Here is a 13,981-nt window from a genome sequence, read left to right as displayed (position 1 = left end):
AGAATATGCCCGGACTCAGAAAAATCCTGATTGCCAACCGCGGTGAAATCGCCTGCCGTATCCAGCGTACTGCGCAAGCGCTGGGCTATCGCACGGTTGCAGTGTTCAGCGATGCCGACGCCGATGCCCTGCATGTGCACATGGCCGACGAAGCCATCAACATCGGCCCTGCCCCGGTGCAGCAGTCTTATCTGAACGTCCCGGCCATCATCGACGCCGCCCGGCGCACGGGGGCCGATGCGATCCACCCCGGCTACGGTTTTCTCTCGGAAAACGCCGGCTTCGCCCTTGCCTGCCGCGACGCCGGCATCACCTTCATCGGCCCCAGCCCCGAAGCCATCAAGCTGATGGGCAGTAAACGTCTGTCGAAAATCGCCATGATCGAGGCCGGCGTGCCGTGTGTCAGAGGCTATCAAGGTGCCGAACAGGACGACACCACCCTGAGCCGCGAAGCCGAGCGCATTGGTTATCCGTTGATGATCAAGGCCAGTGCGGGCGGGGGCGGACGTGGCATGCGCCTGGTGCCGGATGCCAGCGAGTTGTTGGAACAACTGCGCACCGCACGCTCCGAAGCGCAGCATGGTTTTGGCAGCGACGAACTGATCCTCGAACAAGCGTTGATCGACCCGCGCCACGTCGAGATTCAGCTGTTCGGCGATCAACACGGTAACCTCATCTACCTCGGAGAACGCGACTGTTCGATCCAGCGCCGCCATCAAAAAGTCATCGAAGAAGCGCCCTGCCCGGTGATGACCAGCGAGTTGCGCCAGGCCATGGGCGAGGCCGCGCTCAAGGCTGGCAGGGCGGTGAATTACGTCGGCGCAGGCACCGTGGAGTTTCTGCTGGATGCGCGCGGGCAATTCTACTTTCTGGAAATGAACACCCGGTTGCAAGTGGAACACCCGGTCACTGAATTGATCACCGGGCTGGACCTGGTGGCCTGGCAGTTACTCGTCGCCGAAGGACAACCACTGCCGTTACGACAGGAACAGGTACAGCTCAACGGGCATGCCATGGAAGTGCGCCTGTATGCCGAAGACCCGACCCACGGTTTTCTGCCGCAAACCGGTCAGGTCATGGCTTGGGAACCCGCATTGCCGGGCAGTGTACGGATCGATCATGGCCTGATAGAAGGCCAGAGCATCAGCCCGTTTTATGACCCGATGCTCGGCAAGATCATCGCCCACGGCGCGACTCGCGAAGAGGCGCGGCGCAAGTTGCTGCGGGCCGTGCAGGACAGCGTGTTGCTGGGCGTGCAGAGCAACCAGCGTTTGCTCGCCAGCCTGCTCGACCACCCGCACTTCATCAGCGGTGAATTCAGCACCGGTTTTATACCGACCCGCTTCGTTGACCATCCGTGCTTGCAGGCCTATGTCCCGAACGCCTCAGAACTGGCCATCGCTGCCGCACTGTTCTATCACGCCTCGGCACAGGCTCACCCGGCACCACTGACTGGCTGGCGCAACAATGCCAGTGTGCCCTTGCACTACCGCATCGGCCTGAATGAACAGGATTGGCCGGTGGAACTGAACGCCACACCTGACGCACCCATGCGCATTCGTGTCGCCGGGCAAGCGCTGGAATTGAAGATCATCCAGAGCGACGGGCGCTGGGCAACGCTGGACATCAACGGCATCCGCCAGCGTCATGCCTATCGTCTCCAAGCCGGGCAACTGTGGTTGTTCACCCGCCCCGGCAGCCTGCAACTGGTGGATCGGACCCAGGCACTGGTCAGCGCTCAGGCCAGCGTCAGTAACGGCACGCTCAAGGCACCTATGGACGGTGCCATCGTCGACGTTCTGGTCAGTGAGGGCAGCCAGGTCAGCAAAGGCCAGCTATTGGTGGTGCTCGAAGCCATGAAAATGGAGCATCCGCTCAAGTCAGGCATCGACGGCGTGCTGAAACGCTTGCAGGTGCAGGTCGGCGATCAGGTCAAAAATCGTCAGATTTTGTTGGAGGTCGAATAAGACGCTAGGCGGATCCGCCGGGTTTGGCTACGCTCAAGCCCTATCAGGACGCGGATACCAGGAACCCTGCGATGCCTCACTGGCTGGTGATAGATCTGGAAGCCACCACCGATGAAGGTGGCTGGCCAGTAACGGAAATGGAAATCATCGAAATCGGTGCCACCCTGGTGGACCGCAAAGGTCGCGAGCTGGATCACTTCCAGCGTTTCGTGCAACCGCTGCGTCGGCCATTGCTGACTCCGTTTTGCCGGGAGCTGACTCACATCACCCAAGGCAATATTGATACCGCACAACCGCTGACCGAGGTTTGGCCGTCATTCGAGCGCTGGCTGGACCCGCATCATTCTCGTCTGGAAGGCTGGGCGAGTTGGGGCGATTACGATCGCAAACAATTGGTTCAGGAGTGGGAGCGCCTGCAACTTGACAGCGCCCTGAGCCGGGTACCGCACATGAACCTCAAGCAGCGCTTTGCCAAGGTCAGACGACTGGAGCGTCCGCTGAGTCTCAATGGCGCCTTGCAACTGGCGGGCCTGCAGTTCACCGGGCAGCAACATCGGGCACTGGAAGATGCGCGCAATACAGCACGCTTGCTGCCGCTGGTTTTCCCCACCTAGAGAGGTGACGGCGTTCGAGGCCTTGTGCATACTGGCCGGCCCTTTTAGCCCTTTTCGAGGAATCGCCCATGTTTAAAGTCAACGAGTACTTCGACGGCACCGTCAAGTCGATCGCCTTTGGCACCGCTGAAGGTCCTGCGACCATCGGCGTCATGGCTCCGGGCGAGTACGAGTTCGGCACCAGCCAGCGTGAAATCATGCACGTGGTCAGTGGTGCCCTGACTGTCAAACTGCCTGACAGCAGCGACTGGGAAACCTTCGCGGCCGGCAGCCAGTTCAATGTGCCTGCCAACAGCAAGTTCCAGTTGAAAGTGGCCGTCGACACCGCTTACCTGTGTGAATACCGCGGCTAACCCCCCCCGGGTTCTCAACACAAAAAATGCCCGTGTCCTTGGACACGGGCATTTTTCGTTCAGGGGGCTTTTATTCGAGAATCGTCACCGGCATTCCGACTTCGAGACGACCGCTGCTGTCGTTGACCAGATTCTGCCCAAACATTGCGCCATCGGCTTCAGCGCGGTATTTCTGCAGCGTGGCCAGTGGTTCCCGGTCTTCGCTTCGCTCGCCGGTTTGCGGGTCGATGGTGGTCAGAATGCAGCGTGAACAGGACTTGACCACCCGGAACTCGACATCGCCGATGCGGATACGCTTCCAGCCATCTTCGGCAAAGGCTTCGCTGCCCTCGATGACCAGGTTCGGTCGAAAGCGCAGCATCTCAAGTGGACGCCCGACCTTTTGCGACAAGTCTTCCAGGGACGCCTGCCCGATCAGCAATAACGGGTAGCCGTCGGCGAACGCAACCTGGTCATCGTCGTTGCCGTAACCGGCCTCCGTGGTGCGTGCACGATCCAGAGGAACTTGCACCAGCCGCGTCGGTTTACCAATGAACTCGCTGACCCAGGCACCTGCTGCGTCACCGGCATCCGGCACACGCAAGGTGTCACGCCAGATAGTCACACCACGCAGTGGCGCGTCGTTACCGGGCAAGGCGATATCGATTGACGTGTGGCCCGGTGCATTGAGGGTCAGCCCGCCATCGGCATTCCACAACGCCGACAACTGGCTCATTGACGCTACCGCGCGCTGGGTCAGGAAGCGCCCGCTGGCCTCATCGACCAGCATCCAGCGTCGATCACCGTCCAAACCCAGCTTGTCGAGGCCGACGCGCTGCAAGGGTTCGCCCTTGCCGGATTTCAACGGATAACGATAAAGCGCGCTCAGACGCAGCATGGCCAGCTCCTTGGTGGGCAAAAAAACCCACCCTATACGAGCTTGATCGCCGAATCAAAGGCTGACGTAACCGCCAGCCTGTCGCTCCGGAATCAGGCTGGCACTTCGTCGAGCATCAGGCGCTGGCGCACCACGTCGACGAGTTTGTCCGGCTGAAATTTGGAGAGGAAGTTGTCACAACCGACTTTCTTGACCATCGAGTCGTTGAAGCTGCCCGACAGCGAGGTGTGCAGGACGACATAAAGGCCGCGTAGACGTGGGTCATTGCGAATTTCTGTGGTCAGGCGATAGCCGTCCATTTCCGGCATCTCTGCGTCGGTGAACACCATCAGCAATTTGTCGGTCATCGATACGCCCGTATCAGCCCAGGCCTTGAGCATGTTCAGTGCCTTCAGACCGTCGCTGGCAATGTGCATCTTCACGCCCAACTGACCCAGGGTGTCGCGCAATTGCGACAGGGCGACGTTGGAGTCGTCGACCAGCAGCACTTCCCGGCCACGGGCGCGTTCCAGCACCGGGTCTTCGAGTTTTTCGCGAGAGACTTTGGCGTTGTACGGCACGATTTCGGCCAGGACTTTTTCGACGTCGATGATTTCGACCAACTGGTCGTCAACCTTGCTGATCGCCGTCAAATAATGCTGGCGACCGGCACTGGTCGGCGGCGGCAGGATGGCTTCCCAGTTCATGTTGACGATGCGGTCCACGCCCCCGACCAGAAACGCCTGCACCGACCGGTTGTATTCAGTGACGATGATCGTGCTGGTCGGGCTCGGCACCAGCGGACGCATGCCGATGGCCTGGGACAGATCAATCACCGGCAAAGTCTGGCCACGCAGGTTGACCACGCCACAAACAAAAGGATGGCGTTGCGGCATCAGGGTCAGTTTCGGCAGTTGCAGCACCTCCTGCACTTTAAAAACGTTGATCGCAAATAATTGCCGGCCGGCCAGGCGAAACATGAGAATTTCCAGGCGATTCTCACCCACCAGTTGCGTGCGTTGGTCTACCGTGTCGAGAATGCCGGCCATTAATGACTCCTGGGCTTGTTCTGATTAATTCACTAAAAGGGTTTATCGGCTGTTATTGCCAGATCTTGACCTTGAGACAAAATGCCACGATCGAGCATTGATGTCACATTAACATCATGCTTTACTGCATCCGCACTCAATCAGCTTTACTCCCTGCGGCGCGACCACGGTTTGCACGTTAGGTTCCCTCACGTAAGGGATTCCCCTAGTAACAATCAGGCCCAACCTGATATTCGCAATATCCAATAGCCATTAATGTGACGCCATTCTCATTGCATGAACGGAGTCAGGCTTTTGTGTGCGATCGCAGGTAAGTGGCCACCCACCCGCTCGAGTTCCCCAGCCTTAGCCCAGGCCTGCCGGAGCGCGATCTCATGCCGGCATGGCAGCGCCGGGACGCAAGACGTCCTCGTCGACATACGCGACATCCCCTCATTTGACATGACGTTGTGGAGATAAGCATGCCGAACAAATCGAAGCAGTGGGCTCAGCGTCTACCCGAGTTTCTTGTTGAGGCGGAAACCCTCCTGGCCAAATCGGAGGAGTGCCTGAACCACTTGCAACTGATCAGTAATGACCAGGACGCAATCGATTGCATGCTCAGCAGCCTGCTCAAACTGGCGAGCCGGGCCGACGCCCTCGCACTGCAAGCCGTGTCGGAGTTTTCCCTGCATATCCACGGTTTGCTCAACCTGAGCCACAACCACATTGACCTGCACGAGCAGGCACTGGGTGCACTGAAGGACTGCTTCACGCTGATGGCCTGGCAGCTCGAACTCATTGACCAGACCACCGGCCAACTCAGCCTTGATGACAGTGAACAGACGTCCCTGATCGAAGCCTTTGCGGTCCAGATCGGACAAAGTCATTTTCAGTTACCGGTTAATTCCAAACCCTTTACGCTCGTTACCTATTCGGAACGACAGGCTTAAATTAGTCAGACAACTTTGCAGTGCGCATTCTTATTGCCCTGATGCAGCTCCCTATATGAGCGCTCATGTCGCAATTGAATACTTCGTACCTGCAAACGACAGTCATTAATCGCCCCCCTCCGTAAAACTTTTTCTATTGTGGAACTATCGTCCAGCCTTCTTGTTTCCTGACTCTGTGGACATATATACCAAACGCGACCAACGGTATCTTAGGTGGTATTATGCCGACCATTAGTTGACGCCAATTAATGGCAAAGTGACGCCAGATGAGAGCAGGCCGATAAAGGTTGAAGTTCCACCACTGGACCGCGCCCTGTTCAAGACGACCACTACAGTTTTTCAGACAGAGACCCGTCAGCCACTATGGCCGGTCTGCCCGCAGCGAACATTCATTGGCTCCATCCGCTATGTACGCCAGCCTCAAGTCACTCACCCAATGGCCACCTTCCCAAAATAACGCGCGACGGTTCACGCTGTTGCTGTGCGTTTGCTCGACCCTTGGCACCCTGCTGGTCTTCGGTTTGTCCGCCCCCCTTCCATTGAGCTTGCTGCTGCTCAATATCGCGGCATTGACCAGCGTCTGGGTGCAGCATCGCCTCTCGAGCACATCAATAAAATTTCAGCCGCAAGAGCTGGCGGACCGCCTGTTGGAAGTACAGGAAAACGAACGCCATCGGCTGAGCAGAGAATTGCACGACGATATTGGCCAATTGCTGACCGCTGCAAAACTTCAAAGTGAATGGCTCAAGCGCCGGATGCCAGAAGACATGCAGGGCCAGTGTTCAGTGCTTTGCGACACACTGGAAGAAACCCTGACCAAGGTTCGTGACGTCTCGGCCATTCTCAATCCCAGGCAGTTGACGAGTCTCGGGCTGGAAGCCAGCCTTCGTGCGCACCTGCTCAAGACCCTGGCCAATACATCAATGCACTGGAGCCTGGAATGCCATCAACGCTTGACCGGCATACCAGAGGAAATGGCGGTGGCAGCGTTTCGAATTACCCAGGAAGCAGTGACCAATATCCAGCGTCACGCTGAAGCAAAAAATCTGCTGGTTCGCCTGCAACGTATGCCCCAAGGCCTGTCATTATTGATCAGCGACGACGGCCAGGGTTTCGCACCGGCGGCGGATCCTGGTCGAGAGGGCCAGCGTGGGATGGCCGGGATGCGGGAGCGGATCGATCAGTTGGGCGGAACGTTGGCCGTGACCAGCGAGCCGGGTAAAGGTACTCAAATCGAAGCACTCTTCCCCTGGGCGCCCCGCGCGCTCGAACGGGCCAGTACGAATAAGGTTATGCATTGACTTGTAACTTACTTCTGGTGGATGACCACTCGCTTATCAGGGCAGGCGTGCGCGCTCTGGTGCTGGATATTCCCGGCTATGCAGTTATTGGCGAGGCCAACGACGGCGCACAGTTGCTCGAAATGGTCGAGAAACTGTCCCCTGACATTGTTCTGCTGGATATTTCCATGAAGGAGACCAGCGGCCTTGAAGCCTTGCAGCGACTCAAACAAGTGCGCCCTCAAAGCAAAGTACTGATTCTGTCGATGCACACTGATCCTGCACTGATCATGCAAGCCCTGGAGTCCGGCGCTCATGGCTATTTGCTCAAAGACACGACAGCCACCGAGCTGGAACACGCCCTGGATGCCTTGCGCAACAACGAACGCTACCTGAGCCCTGCCATCGCCCACACAGTTATCAACCAGGCGCTGATCCGCAACCAGAAGCAGCAACCGGAAGTACCCGACTCACACAACCTGACGGCACGGCAACTGGAAATCCTGCGACTGATTGTTCGCGGAAAATCCACCCGGGAAATCGCCAACGGCTTGGGCCTTAGTATCAAGACCGTTGAAACCCACCGCTCGCAGATCATGAAACGCCTGCAGATCTACGACGTGGCTGGCCTGGTCCTGTTCGCGGTACGCGAGCAAATCATCAGCCTGGACGATTAGCTACCGCGATGCTCGCAATAGCGGTGAATTCTCCGGCAAATGCACGCGCAATGCCGCTGGACGCGCAGAAAAACGCAAGCTGTCGCCTTCCAGAGGCTCGCCATCAAGGTTGATGTGCAGTCCTTCCGAAACCTTGATCTCGACCCAGGGCAATCGAGCGCGCACAAACATGTTGTCGATGCCAAAACCATCGGCCAGCAGGTTTTTCAAGGTCCCGATCACTTCCTGTGGCGCCGGCAAAATGCTGATGTCCAGCAAACCATCGTCCGCCAGCGCTTCCGGGCATAGCACATGCCCACCCCCCGCTTGCCGACCATTGCCGATGCCGAGTGCCAACAGTTCGCCGCTCCAATGAAAACCTGGCCCCTGCAAATCGCCATAAGCGGCATGCAACTCACTGAAGCGTGAGAGACCGGTAAACAGGTAGGCTGCGCCGCCGAGAACTTTTTTCAACTCTTCCGATGTATTGGCCGTGACCTGACTGCCGAAACCGCCGGTGGCCATATTCAGAAAGATTTGCCCCCCCACCTCCCCCAAATCGATAGCGTGCGGCGCAACATCCAGAAGTTCCAGTGCCAGTACCGGCACAAGCGGCACACCGGCGGCGCAAGCAAAATCGTTGGCGGTGCCCAACGGCATCAAGACCAGACTGGCCTGATTCGGGTGCATCGACATGGCCTCGGCGATATCGCGCAAAGTGCCATCGCCGCCACCGGCAATCAGTTGCTTATAGCCTGCGCTCAACGCCTCTTCCACCATCCGCTGTGCGTCGCCCGCCTCCCAGGTCAATCGGACGGCCAGATCCCAGCCCTGTTCGCGCTTGCCTTCGACGGCCGCACGAACTGCCTCATTGAGTGCCTGCTTGCCATGCAGAATCAATAGCGCCTTGCGCTCACCCATTGTTGTCACTCCTGATTGGGATTCATTCTGGAGATGTTGACCTCACAGAGCCCTGGAAAGGTCGCAACGTATTGAGTTTTTTCGACGCGCACAGGTTTGTGTTCCTACAGGGCGGGATATTTTCTTACGACATGTGAGGAATCGGCTCAATTGACCAACCTGGACGATTGGTACACTTTGGTGTCGGCGAATATCAGCCATCAACAGCAATCACACAGGGATGTGCAAGCAATGAGTAGACACCCTTCAAGGGCCTTAAAAGACACAATCAATTCGAGTTTCGGCGACCCGAAGGGCATTGATGCAAGGAGCGTTTTTCTCCATGCAAGCTCATGACATCACGTTACCGATGAGCCCGGTGATGCCGTTCTCGGAAAGCCGCGCCAATCATCAGACTGAATTCAACAAAAACGCAAAACCCGCTGGAGCAGTTGATATGGAACCTCGCGTCATTGAGCTGGAGACCCATCTGAAATACATCCGAAGAGACATGGATGAAGTGCGCAGTGACGTCAAATCCATCAAGCACAGGCTTGCCTACTCGGCTGGCGGCGCAGCAGTAGTTCTCGGGTTGTTGGGTTGGGTCGCCAATAGCCGCTTTGACCAGGTCGTGACACTTCTGGTCCGTTAAGCGTTGGACATGCACGCAAGTCCCGGCAGTTTCACCGGGCTTGCGGCAAGAGCGTGCTTTGAGGTCAGTTCAGGATTTCGCTCAGCGGAATGAACACGACATATTCACCCGAGATCAACGTCCGCCCTTCCAACACCTCAACCAAACCATCGGCCCAGGCAGCACTACGAAGTACGCCAGAGCTCTGATTCTTGTAAATGATTGCCCGGCCGTTCTCCAGGCGCCCACGCAAGTATTCTCGGCGATTGCCAGCTTTAGGCCAGTCGAACCCTGCGGGCACCTGAAACTTCAATGGCTCGACCTCTTTTACACCTTGGCGGCGCATCAGATAGGGTTTTGCCAACAAAGCAAAAGTGACCAGTGTCGACGCCGGATTGCCGGGCAACCCGATCACAGGTACACCCCGGAAATGCCCGAATGTCAGCGGCTTGCCAGGTTTGATGGCGAGTTTCCAAAGAGACAGTTCGCCCGCTTCGCGCAGCGCCATGCCCAGGAAATCCGCTTCACCTACAGATACCCCTCCCGTAGAGAGGATCAAATCGACATCGTTCAACTCGCCCAAACGGGCACGGGTGATCGCCAGATCATCAGGAAGAATGCCGGCATCGATGACTTCACAGCCCAGCCGCTGCAACCAACTGCACAGCAACACCCGATTGCTGTTGTAGATCTGTCCCGGGCCCAGGGTCTGACCCGGTTCAACCAATTCATCTCCGGTGGAGAGAACCGCAACACGAACCTTGCGAACCACGTCCAGTTCAGCACAACCCAGCGATGCCGCCAGCCCCTGTTCGATAGCCCCAAGTCGCGTGCCGGCCGGCAAAATCAGTTCGCCGACCGTCGTTTCCTGACCTTGTGGCCGGATGTTTTGACCGGGGCTCATCGGTTCGATGAAGCGGATCCGTTCATCTGCCAGAACCTCGACATTCTCCTGCATTTCGACACAGTCGGCGCCTGCTGGCACGGGCGCACCGGTGAAGATTCGGGCACAAGTACCCGGCTTCAACGGTTCAGGCGCCTGACCGGCATATACCTTCTGGCTGACCACCAACGGTTCTCCCGTCCAGTCAGCAACTCGCAAGGCGTAACCGTCCATGGCACTGTTCGGCCAAGGCGGCAGATCGAGTGTCGAGACCAGGTCATCGGCGAGCACACGCCCCTGAACCTGTGCCACCGGCAAACGTTCACGGTCGTGGATGGGCGAGGCGTCCGCCATTTCCAGCAGACGCGCCAGCGCCACCTCGACAGGCATCAGGCTACCGCTTTTACCTGGCTTACCCGCGGGATTCACAGGGTGCCGCCTGCTTCAAGTGGGCCACGAAATTGCAGGGACGATGACGAGAATCCAGCTGTTCGGCGAGAATGCCATCCCAGCCGGTGCGAACGGCATTGGTAGAACCTGGCAAGCAGCAGACCAGCGTCCCGTTGGCCAAACCGGCCAGAGCCCGGGACTGCACGGTCGAGGTGCCGATATCGGCAACGGAAATCTGCCGGAACAGTTCACCAAAACCATCCACTTGCTTATCCAACAGGCAACTCACCGCCTCTGGCGTGCTGTCGCGCCCCGTAAACCCGGTACCGCCAGTGATCAGCACCACCTGAACCACTTCATCGGCAATCCAATTGGCGACTTGCGCACGAATTTTGTAGAGATCATCTTTAAGCAACACTCGAGCGGCCAAGTTGTGGCCGGCTGCGCTCAAGCCGTCGACAAATACCTGGCCTGACGTATCGGTTTCCAGAGTTCGAGTATCGCTGACCGTCAGCACCGCGATGTTAAGCGGTGCGAACGGTACATCAGCCTTGGCTTTCATAGGCTCGTCCAGTTGTAGGAAAAACAGCTCGGTGTTATATCACAGCGCTTCAATTTTTCAGCGTCCCATGGAGACCTGCCATGACCTCGAATTCACCATTGCCACCCTGCTCCATTCTGCTCCTGGCAGGTGGTCGCGGCCAACGCATGGGCGGTCAGGACAAAGGTTTGCTGAAATGGCATGGCGAGCCGCTGATTGCGCACCTACATCGAAAAACCCGTGGCCTGAGCGATGACTTGATCATCTCGTGCAACAGGAACCTGGACATGTACGCGCCGTATGCCGATCAGTTGGTCCATGACGACGAAGGTGATTTCCCTGGACCGTTGGCCGGGATTCGCGCGGGTCTCAAAGCTGCGCGCCACGCTCATCTGCTGGTGTTGCCGTGCGACGTACCTCGCATTAGCGCCGCCCTGCTCCAGAGCATGCGCGAAACTGCCAACCAGCATCCGGACAAACCGCTGATGCTGCGCCAGGGCGAACACTGGGAGCCGCTGCTGTGTATCATCCCGGTCGCGCTTTGCGCGGCGTTCGACTCCGCATGGAATGACGGTGAACGCAGTCCGGGGCGCATTATGCGCAAGCTGGGGGCCAGCGCTCTGCAATGCGCCGAAAACGACCCTCGCCTGGCCAACCTGAATACCCCGGAACTGTTAAGCGCGCATAGCCCCGAGTCAGAACGACTCTAGCCAAGGAACTTGCGTGCGCTGTATACGTCTCAAGCTCAGTAATCAAAAGAATTCATATTTGGAGACACTCTCATGACTCAACGGATCCTCGCCACTTTCATGCTCGCCGCGGGCATCGCGACCCTCGCCGGCTGCGCATCGCCATCAGTGATTACCCTGAATGACGGTCGCGAAATCCAGGCCGTCGACTCGCCACGGTACGATGAAGAATCAGGCTTCTACGAATTCGAACAGCTGGACGGCAAGCAAACCCGCATCAACAAGGATCAGGTTCGCACCGTTAAAGAGTTGTAATCTTTGCCGCTCCGACCGGATACAAAAAGCCCGCTTAATGCGGGCTTTTTCGTGGGCGATATTTTTCACCACTGCAACGTGATAGTGCTTTCAAAGACTCTTTCCTGGCCGGTGACCGGGTCCAGAAACCGCAAGCCCTGCGCGAGCAATTTCAGCGGATTGGCATAGTCATCTTCAATGTCCTTGAGCACCTGCGGATAAAACGGGTCGTTGCAGATACTCGCACCCAGCGCAGTCATGTGTACCCGCAATTGATGTTTCTTGCCCGTCACCGGGTAAAGCGCATATCGCCACAGATCTCCGTTCTTCTCCCGAACCTCGACTGCTGTCTCGGTGTTGCAGATACCTGGACCTTCCTGCATGCGAAAAAACGGTTCGCCATCGATGAGACGACTTTTATGAACCAAAGGAAAAGTCAGCCCAGGCAAGGCACGGGCGATTGCTTCGTAGCGTTTCTCGATTTGTCGTGTTGGAAATAACGACTGATACGCTGAACGGCTCTGAGGGTTGGCCGAAAACAGCACCAGCCCCGCCGTATGCCGGTCAATGCGATGCAACGGCACCAGATGAGGGTTATCCAGTCGACGAATCAGCCTGCGCAGCAGCGTCTGCTCCACGTATTCGCCAGCCGGCGTCACTGGCAGAAAGTGCGGCTTGTCTGCGACGACCAAGTGCTCGTCGGCATAGAGAATCGTCTCGACTACCGGGATCGGCTTCTCGTCCGGCACCTCACGAAAATAATGAATCCGCAGGCCTTCCTTGTAGGGTAGATCAAGCGTGATCGGCATTCCGTGCCCGTCCAGCACCCGACCACGCGCCACTCTGTCCAGCCATTGGTCACGGCCGATAGCGCTGAAGTGTTCGCACAGGCAATCGATGACGGTCTGCCACGAACCAGGCGGCAGGTAGAGTGTGCTGGCCTGGTTGTGTGCCGCAGAAAAAGTTGAAGTGGACATACGAACGTTCTGACCCTCGATACAAGCCGGCATTATCCAACAGCAGCCGAGTCGAACCTAGCAGAGAATCCTCATGCTGGAATTTGTGCGCGCGCCGCCGCTTCGGTGAACTCCTTGAGCCAGCGCAATACATCGACGGCTTCCCAGCGAGCAGGATCGTAAAGCGCGTACAACAACCCCTGATAGCCCACGACATCCAGCTGCCGGTGGTAACCCGCACGCTGGAACAACGCCTCGATTTCGGCAAAACAGGTATTGAAATGCACTTTATTGAAGGGCGTTTTGCCTTCCGTCACCAGACCGTCCAGACGCAATTCGAGGACGGCCTCGCGCACAACATCGACCGACATCCGGTTCACGCTGTTTTTCAGTTGTTCGACATTGACCACGATTTATCCCTCTCATACCCCGAACCGCCTGCCCATCCCCGAAAACCCGGGATGGAATGGCAGTATTACGAATAGCTGTATGCGCATACAGTATCCGAAGAGTATCGATTAAGCCAAGGGGATCAATCGCAAAGTTCGACGGGCGGGACCGCCGACCACACAAAAAACGCTTAACGCAAGAACGCCACTACCTCATCGGCACTGAATGGCCACCCCAATTCAGCGCCGGTATCGACTCGTCGCAACACCGGAATGCGCAGGCTGTAGGCGGCGAACCAGGTTTCGTCGTCAGCAATATCGACCAGCTCGACCAACAGGCCACGTTCGACAAACTCCATCAGCATGGCTTCGGCGACTTCACAGAGGTGGCACCCAAGAGTGCCGAACAGCTGACATTCAGGAAGCATGTGCGCTCAACCGAAAAAATTAAGTGTCTATTCTAGGCCTGCCCTGAAAAACCGTCGAGCCGTTGATTCCTCTGCTCTGGAACATGAACCGTAATGACGACGGTTTGACGCATATCACTCGTGATCGGTGCCATTTAAGCGATGCTGGTTTTTTTTGCTTCTACGCTTGAGTA

17 protein-coding genes are annotated in these 13,981 nt (G+C 57.4%); 9 read left to right on the top strand and 8 right to left on the bottom strand.

Going from position 1 to position 13,981, the window contains the following annotated elements; translation table 11 throughout:
• The first annotated feature begins 5 nt into the window (after positions 1 to 5).
• From BMS17_RS21150 to BMS17_RS21140, 3 genes are all read left to right on the top strand, one after another.
• Positions 6 to 1,967, top strand: a complete 1,962-nt coding sequence (locus tag BMS17_RS21150) for an acetyl/propionyl/methylcrotonyl-CoA carboxylase subunit alpha (protein WP_077431673.1) — start codon at positions 6 to 8, stop codon at positions 1,965 to 1,967.
• Between the two features lie 71 nt (positions 1,968 to 2,038).
• On the top strand, positions 2,039 to 2,581 hold the full coding sequence (locus tag BMS17_RS21145) for an exonuclease domain-containing protein (RefSeq protein WP_077431672.1): 543 nt from the start codon (positions 2,039 to 2,041) through the stop codon (positions 2,579 to 2,581).
• 68 nt (positions 2,582 to 2,649) lie between these two features.
• On the top strand, positions 2,650 to 2,934 hold the full coding sequence (locus BMS17_RS21140) for a pyrimidine/purine nucleoside phosphorylase (protein ID WP_007940055.1): 285 nt from the start codon (positions 2,650 to 2,652) through the stop codon (positions 2,932 to 2,934).
• Between the two features lie 70 nt (positions 2,935 to 3,004).
• Here BMS17_RS21140 and BMS17_RS21135 read toward each other — a convergent pair whose 3' ends face one another.
• Entirely contained in the window at positions 3,005 to 3,811 is an 807-nt protein-coding gene (locus tag BMS17_RS21135; RefSeq protein ID WP_077431671.1) for an MOSC domain-containing protein, read from the bottom strand.
• 92 nt (positions 3,812 to 3,903) lie between these two features.
• Positions 3,904 to 4,839 (bottom strand): chemotaxis protein CheV, encoded by a 936-nt coding sequence (locus BMS17_RS21130; RefSeq protein ID WP_046032376.1) that lies wholly within the window; start codon positions 4,837 to 4,839, stop codon positions 3,904 to 3,906.
• A gap of 461 nt (positions 4,840 to 5,300) precedes the next feature.
• On the opposite strand from BMS17_RS21130, the gene BMS17_RS21125 reads away from it, so the two are divergent.
• From BMS17_RS21125 to BMS17_RS21115, 3 genes are all read left to right on the top strand, one after another.
• A complete protein-coding gene (locus tag BMS17_RS21125; RefSeq protein WP_046032377.1) occupies positions 5,301 to 5,771 on the top strand; it encodes a hypothetical protein in 471 nt (156 codons plus the stop codon).
• A gap of 407 nt (positions 5,772 to 6,178) precedes the next feature.
• A complete protein-coding gene (locus tag BMS17_RS21120; protein ID WP_077431670.1) occupies positions 6,179 to 7,072 on the top strand; it encodes a sensor histidine kinase in 894 nt (297 codons plus the stop codon).
• Entirely contained in the window at positions 7,069 to 7,728 is a 660-nt protein-coding gene (locus BMS17_RS21115; protein WP_046032379.1) for a response regulator transcription factor, read from the top strand. Before BMS17_RS21120 ends, BMS17_RS21115 begins: the two co-directional genes overlap by 4 nt.
• Here the strand turns inward: BMS17_RS21115 and yegS are convergent, their stop codons facing one another.
• Complete coding sequence (yegS, locus tag BMS17_RS21110; protein WP_077431669.1) at positions 7,729 to 8,628, bottom strand: lipid kinase YegS; 900 nt, start codon at positions 8,626 to 8,628, stop codon at positions 7,729 to 7,731.
• A 322-nt stretch (positions 8,629 to 8,950) separates the two neighbouring features.
• Here yegS and BMS17_RS21105 point away from each other — a divergent pair, with 322 nt between their 5' ends.
• On the top strand, positions 8,951 to 9,259 hold the full coding sequence (locus tag BMS17_RS21105) for a hypothetical protein (RefSeq protein ID WP_046032381.1): 309 nt from the start codon (positions 8,951 to 8,953) through the stop codon (positions 9,257 to 9,259).
• Positions 9,260 to 9,323: 64 nt separating this feature from the next.
• Here the strand turns inward: BMS17_RS21105 and glp are convergent, their stop codons facing one another.
• Together glp and moaB are read right to left on the bottom strand one after the other, a co-directional pair.
• Positions 9,324 to 10,550, bottom strand: coding sequence for a gephyrin-like molybdotransferase Glp (glp, locus tag BMS17_RS21100; protein ID WP_077431668.1), 1,227 nt, complete (start codon positions 10,548 to 10,550; stop codon positions 9,324 to 9,326).
• Positions 10,534 to 11,073, bottom strand: a complete 540-nt coding sequence (moaB, locus tag BMS17_RS21095; protein WP_077431667.1) for a molybdenum cofactor biosynthesis protein B — start codon at positions 11,071 to 11,073, stop codon at positions 10,534 to 10,536. The genes glp and moaB overlap by 17 nt, the downstream gene beginning before the upstream one ends.
• 80 nt (positions 11,074 to 11,153) lie before the next feature.
• On the opposite strand from moaB, the gene mobA reads away from it, so the two are divergent.
• Positions 11,154 to 11,762 (top strand): molybdenum cofactor guanylyltransferase MobA, encoded by a 609-nt coding sequence (gene mobA / locus BMS17_RS21090; protein WP_077431666.1) that lies wholly within the window; start codon positions 11,154 to 11,156, stop codon positions 11,760 to 11,762.
• 72 nt (positions 11,763 to 11,834) lie between these two features.
• The gene (locus tag BMS17_RS21085) at positions 11,835 to 12,056 is read left to right on the top strand and encodes a YgdI/YgdR family lipoprotein (RefSeq protein ID WP_046032385.1); all 222 of its coding nucleotides are present in this window, start codon (positions 11,835 to 11,837) and stop codon (positions 12,054 to 12,056) included.
• A gap of 65 nt (positions 12,057 to 12,121) precedes the next feature.
• On the opposite strand, the gene BMS17_RS21080 is transcribed toward BMS17_RS21085, so the two are convergent.
• The 3 genes from BMS17_RS21080 to BMS17_RS21070 form a co-directional block, all read right to left on the bottom strand.
• Positions 12,122 to 13,012: a pseudouridine synthase gene (locus tag BMS17_RS21080; protein WP_046032386.1), complete on the bottom strand. Its 891-nt coding sequence runs from the start codon at positions 13,010 to 13,012 to the stop codon at positions 12,122 to 12,124.
• Positions 13,013 to 13,083: 71 nt separating this feature from the next.
• Positions 13,084 to 13,401 carry a transcriptional regulator gene (locus BMS17_RS21075; RefSeq protein WP_046032387.1) on the bottom strand — a complete coding sequence of 106 codons (318 nt, stop codon included), beginning with the start codon at positions 13,399 to 13,401 and terminating at the stop codon, positions 13,084 to 13,086.
• A 170-nt stretch (positions 13,402 to 13,571) separates the two neighbouring features.
• On the bottom strand, positions 13,572 to 13,808 hold the full coding sequence (locus BMS17_RS21070; RefSeq protein ID WP_007973483.1) for a glutaredoxin family protein: 237 nt from the start codon (positions 13,806 to 13,808) through the stop codon (positions 13,572 to 13,574).
• Between the last annotated feature and the right edge of the window lie 173 nt (positions 13,809 to 13,981).

The organism is Pseudomonas sp. C9 (assembly GCF_002000165.1).
Taxonomy (GTDB): Bacteria; Pseudomonadota; Gammaproteobacteria; order Pseudomonadales; family Pseudomonadaceae; genus Aquipseudomonas.
This window is presented reverse-complemented; position numbering and strand designations above follow the sequence as displayed.

What these genes read in the sequence shown, in the direction of transcription:
- mobA (WP_077431666.1), top strand. Translation starts at nt 11,154, where the DNA reads ATGACCTCGAATTCACCATTGCCACCCTGCTCCATTCTGCTCCTGGCA.
- yegS (WP_077431669.1), bottom strand. Translation starts at nt 8,628, where the DNA reads ATGGGTGAGCGCAAGGCGCTATTGATTCTGCATGGCAAGCAGGCACTC.
- BMS17_RS21105 (WP_046032381.1), top strand. Translation starts at nt 8,951, where the DNA reads ATGCAAGCTCATGACATCACGTTACCGATGAGCCCGGTGATGCCGTTC.
- BMS17_RS21135 (WP_077431671.1), bottom strand. Translation starts at nt 3,811, where the DNA reads ATGCTGCGTCTGAGCGCGCTTTATCGTTATCCGTTGAAATCCGGCAAG.
- BMS17_RS21140 (WP_007940055.1), top strand. Translation starts at nt 2,650, where the DNA reads ATGTTTAAAGTCAACGAGTACTTCGACGGCACCGTCAAGTCGATCGCC.
- BMS17_RS21145 (WP_077431672.1), top strand. Translation starts at nt 2,039, where the DNA reads ATGCCTCACTGGCTGGTGATAGATCTGGAAGCCACCACCGATGAAGGT.
- BMS17_RS21085 (WP_046032385.1), top strand. Translation starts at nt 11,835, where the DNA reads ATGACTCAACGGATCCTCGCCACTTTCATGCTCGCCGCGGGCATCGCG.
- BMS17_RS21120 (WP_077431670.1), top strand. Translation starts at nt 6,179, where the DNA reads ATGTACGCCAGCCTCAAGTCACTCACCCAATGGCCACCTTCCCAAAAT.
- moaB (WP_077431667.1), bottom strand. Translation starts at nt 11,073, where the DNA reads ATGAAAGCCAAGGCTGATGTACCGTTCGCACCGCTTAACATCGCGGTG.
- BMS17_RS21080 (WP_046032386.1), bottom strand. Translation starts at nt 13,012, where the DNA reads ATGTCCACTTCAACTTTTTCTGCGGCACACAACCAGGCCAGCACACTC.
- BMS17_RS21070 (WP_007973483.1), bottom strand. Translation starts at nt 13,808, where the DNA reads ATGCTTCCTGAATGTCAGCTGTTCGGCACTCTTGGGTGCCACCTCTGT.
- BMS17_RS21130 (WP_046032376.1), bottom strand. Translation starts at nt 4,839, where the DNA reads ATGGCCGGCATTCTCGACACGGTAGACCAACGCACGCAACTGGTGGGT.
- BMS17_RS21125 (WP_046032377.1), top strand. Translation starts at nt 5,301, where the DNA reads ATGCCGAACAAATCGAAGCAGTGGGCTCAGCGTCTACCCGAGTTTCTT.
- BMS17_RS21150 (WP_077431673.1), top strand. Translation starts at nt 6, where the DNA reads ATGCCCGGACTCAGAAAAATCCTGATTGCCAACCGCGGTGAAATCGCC.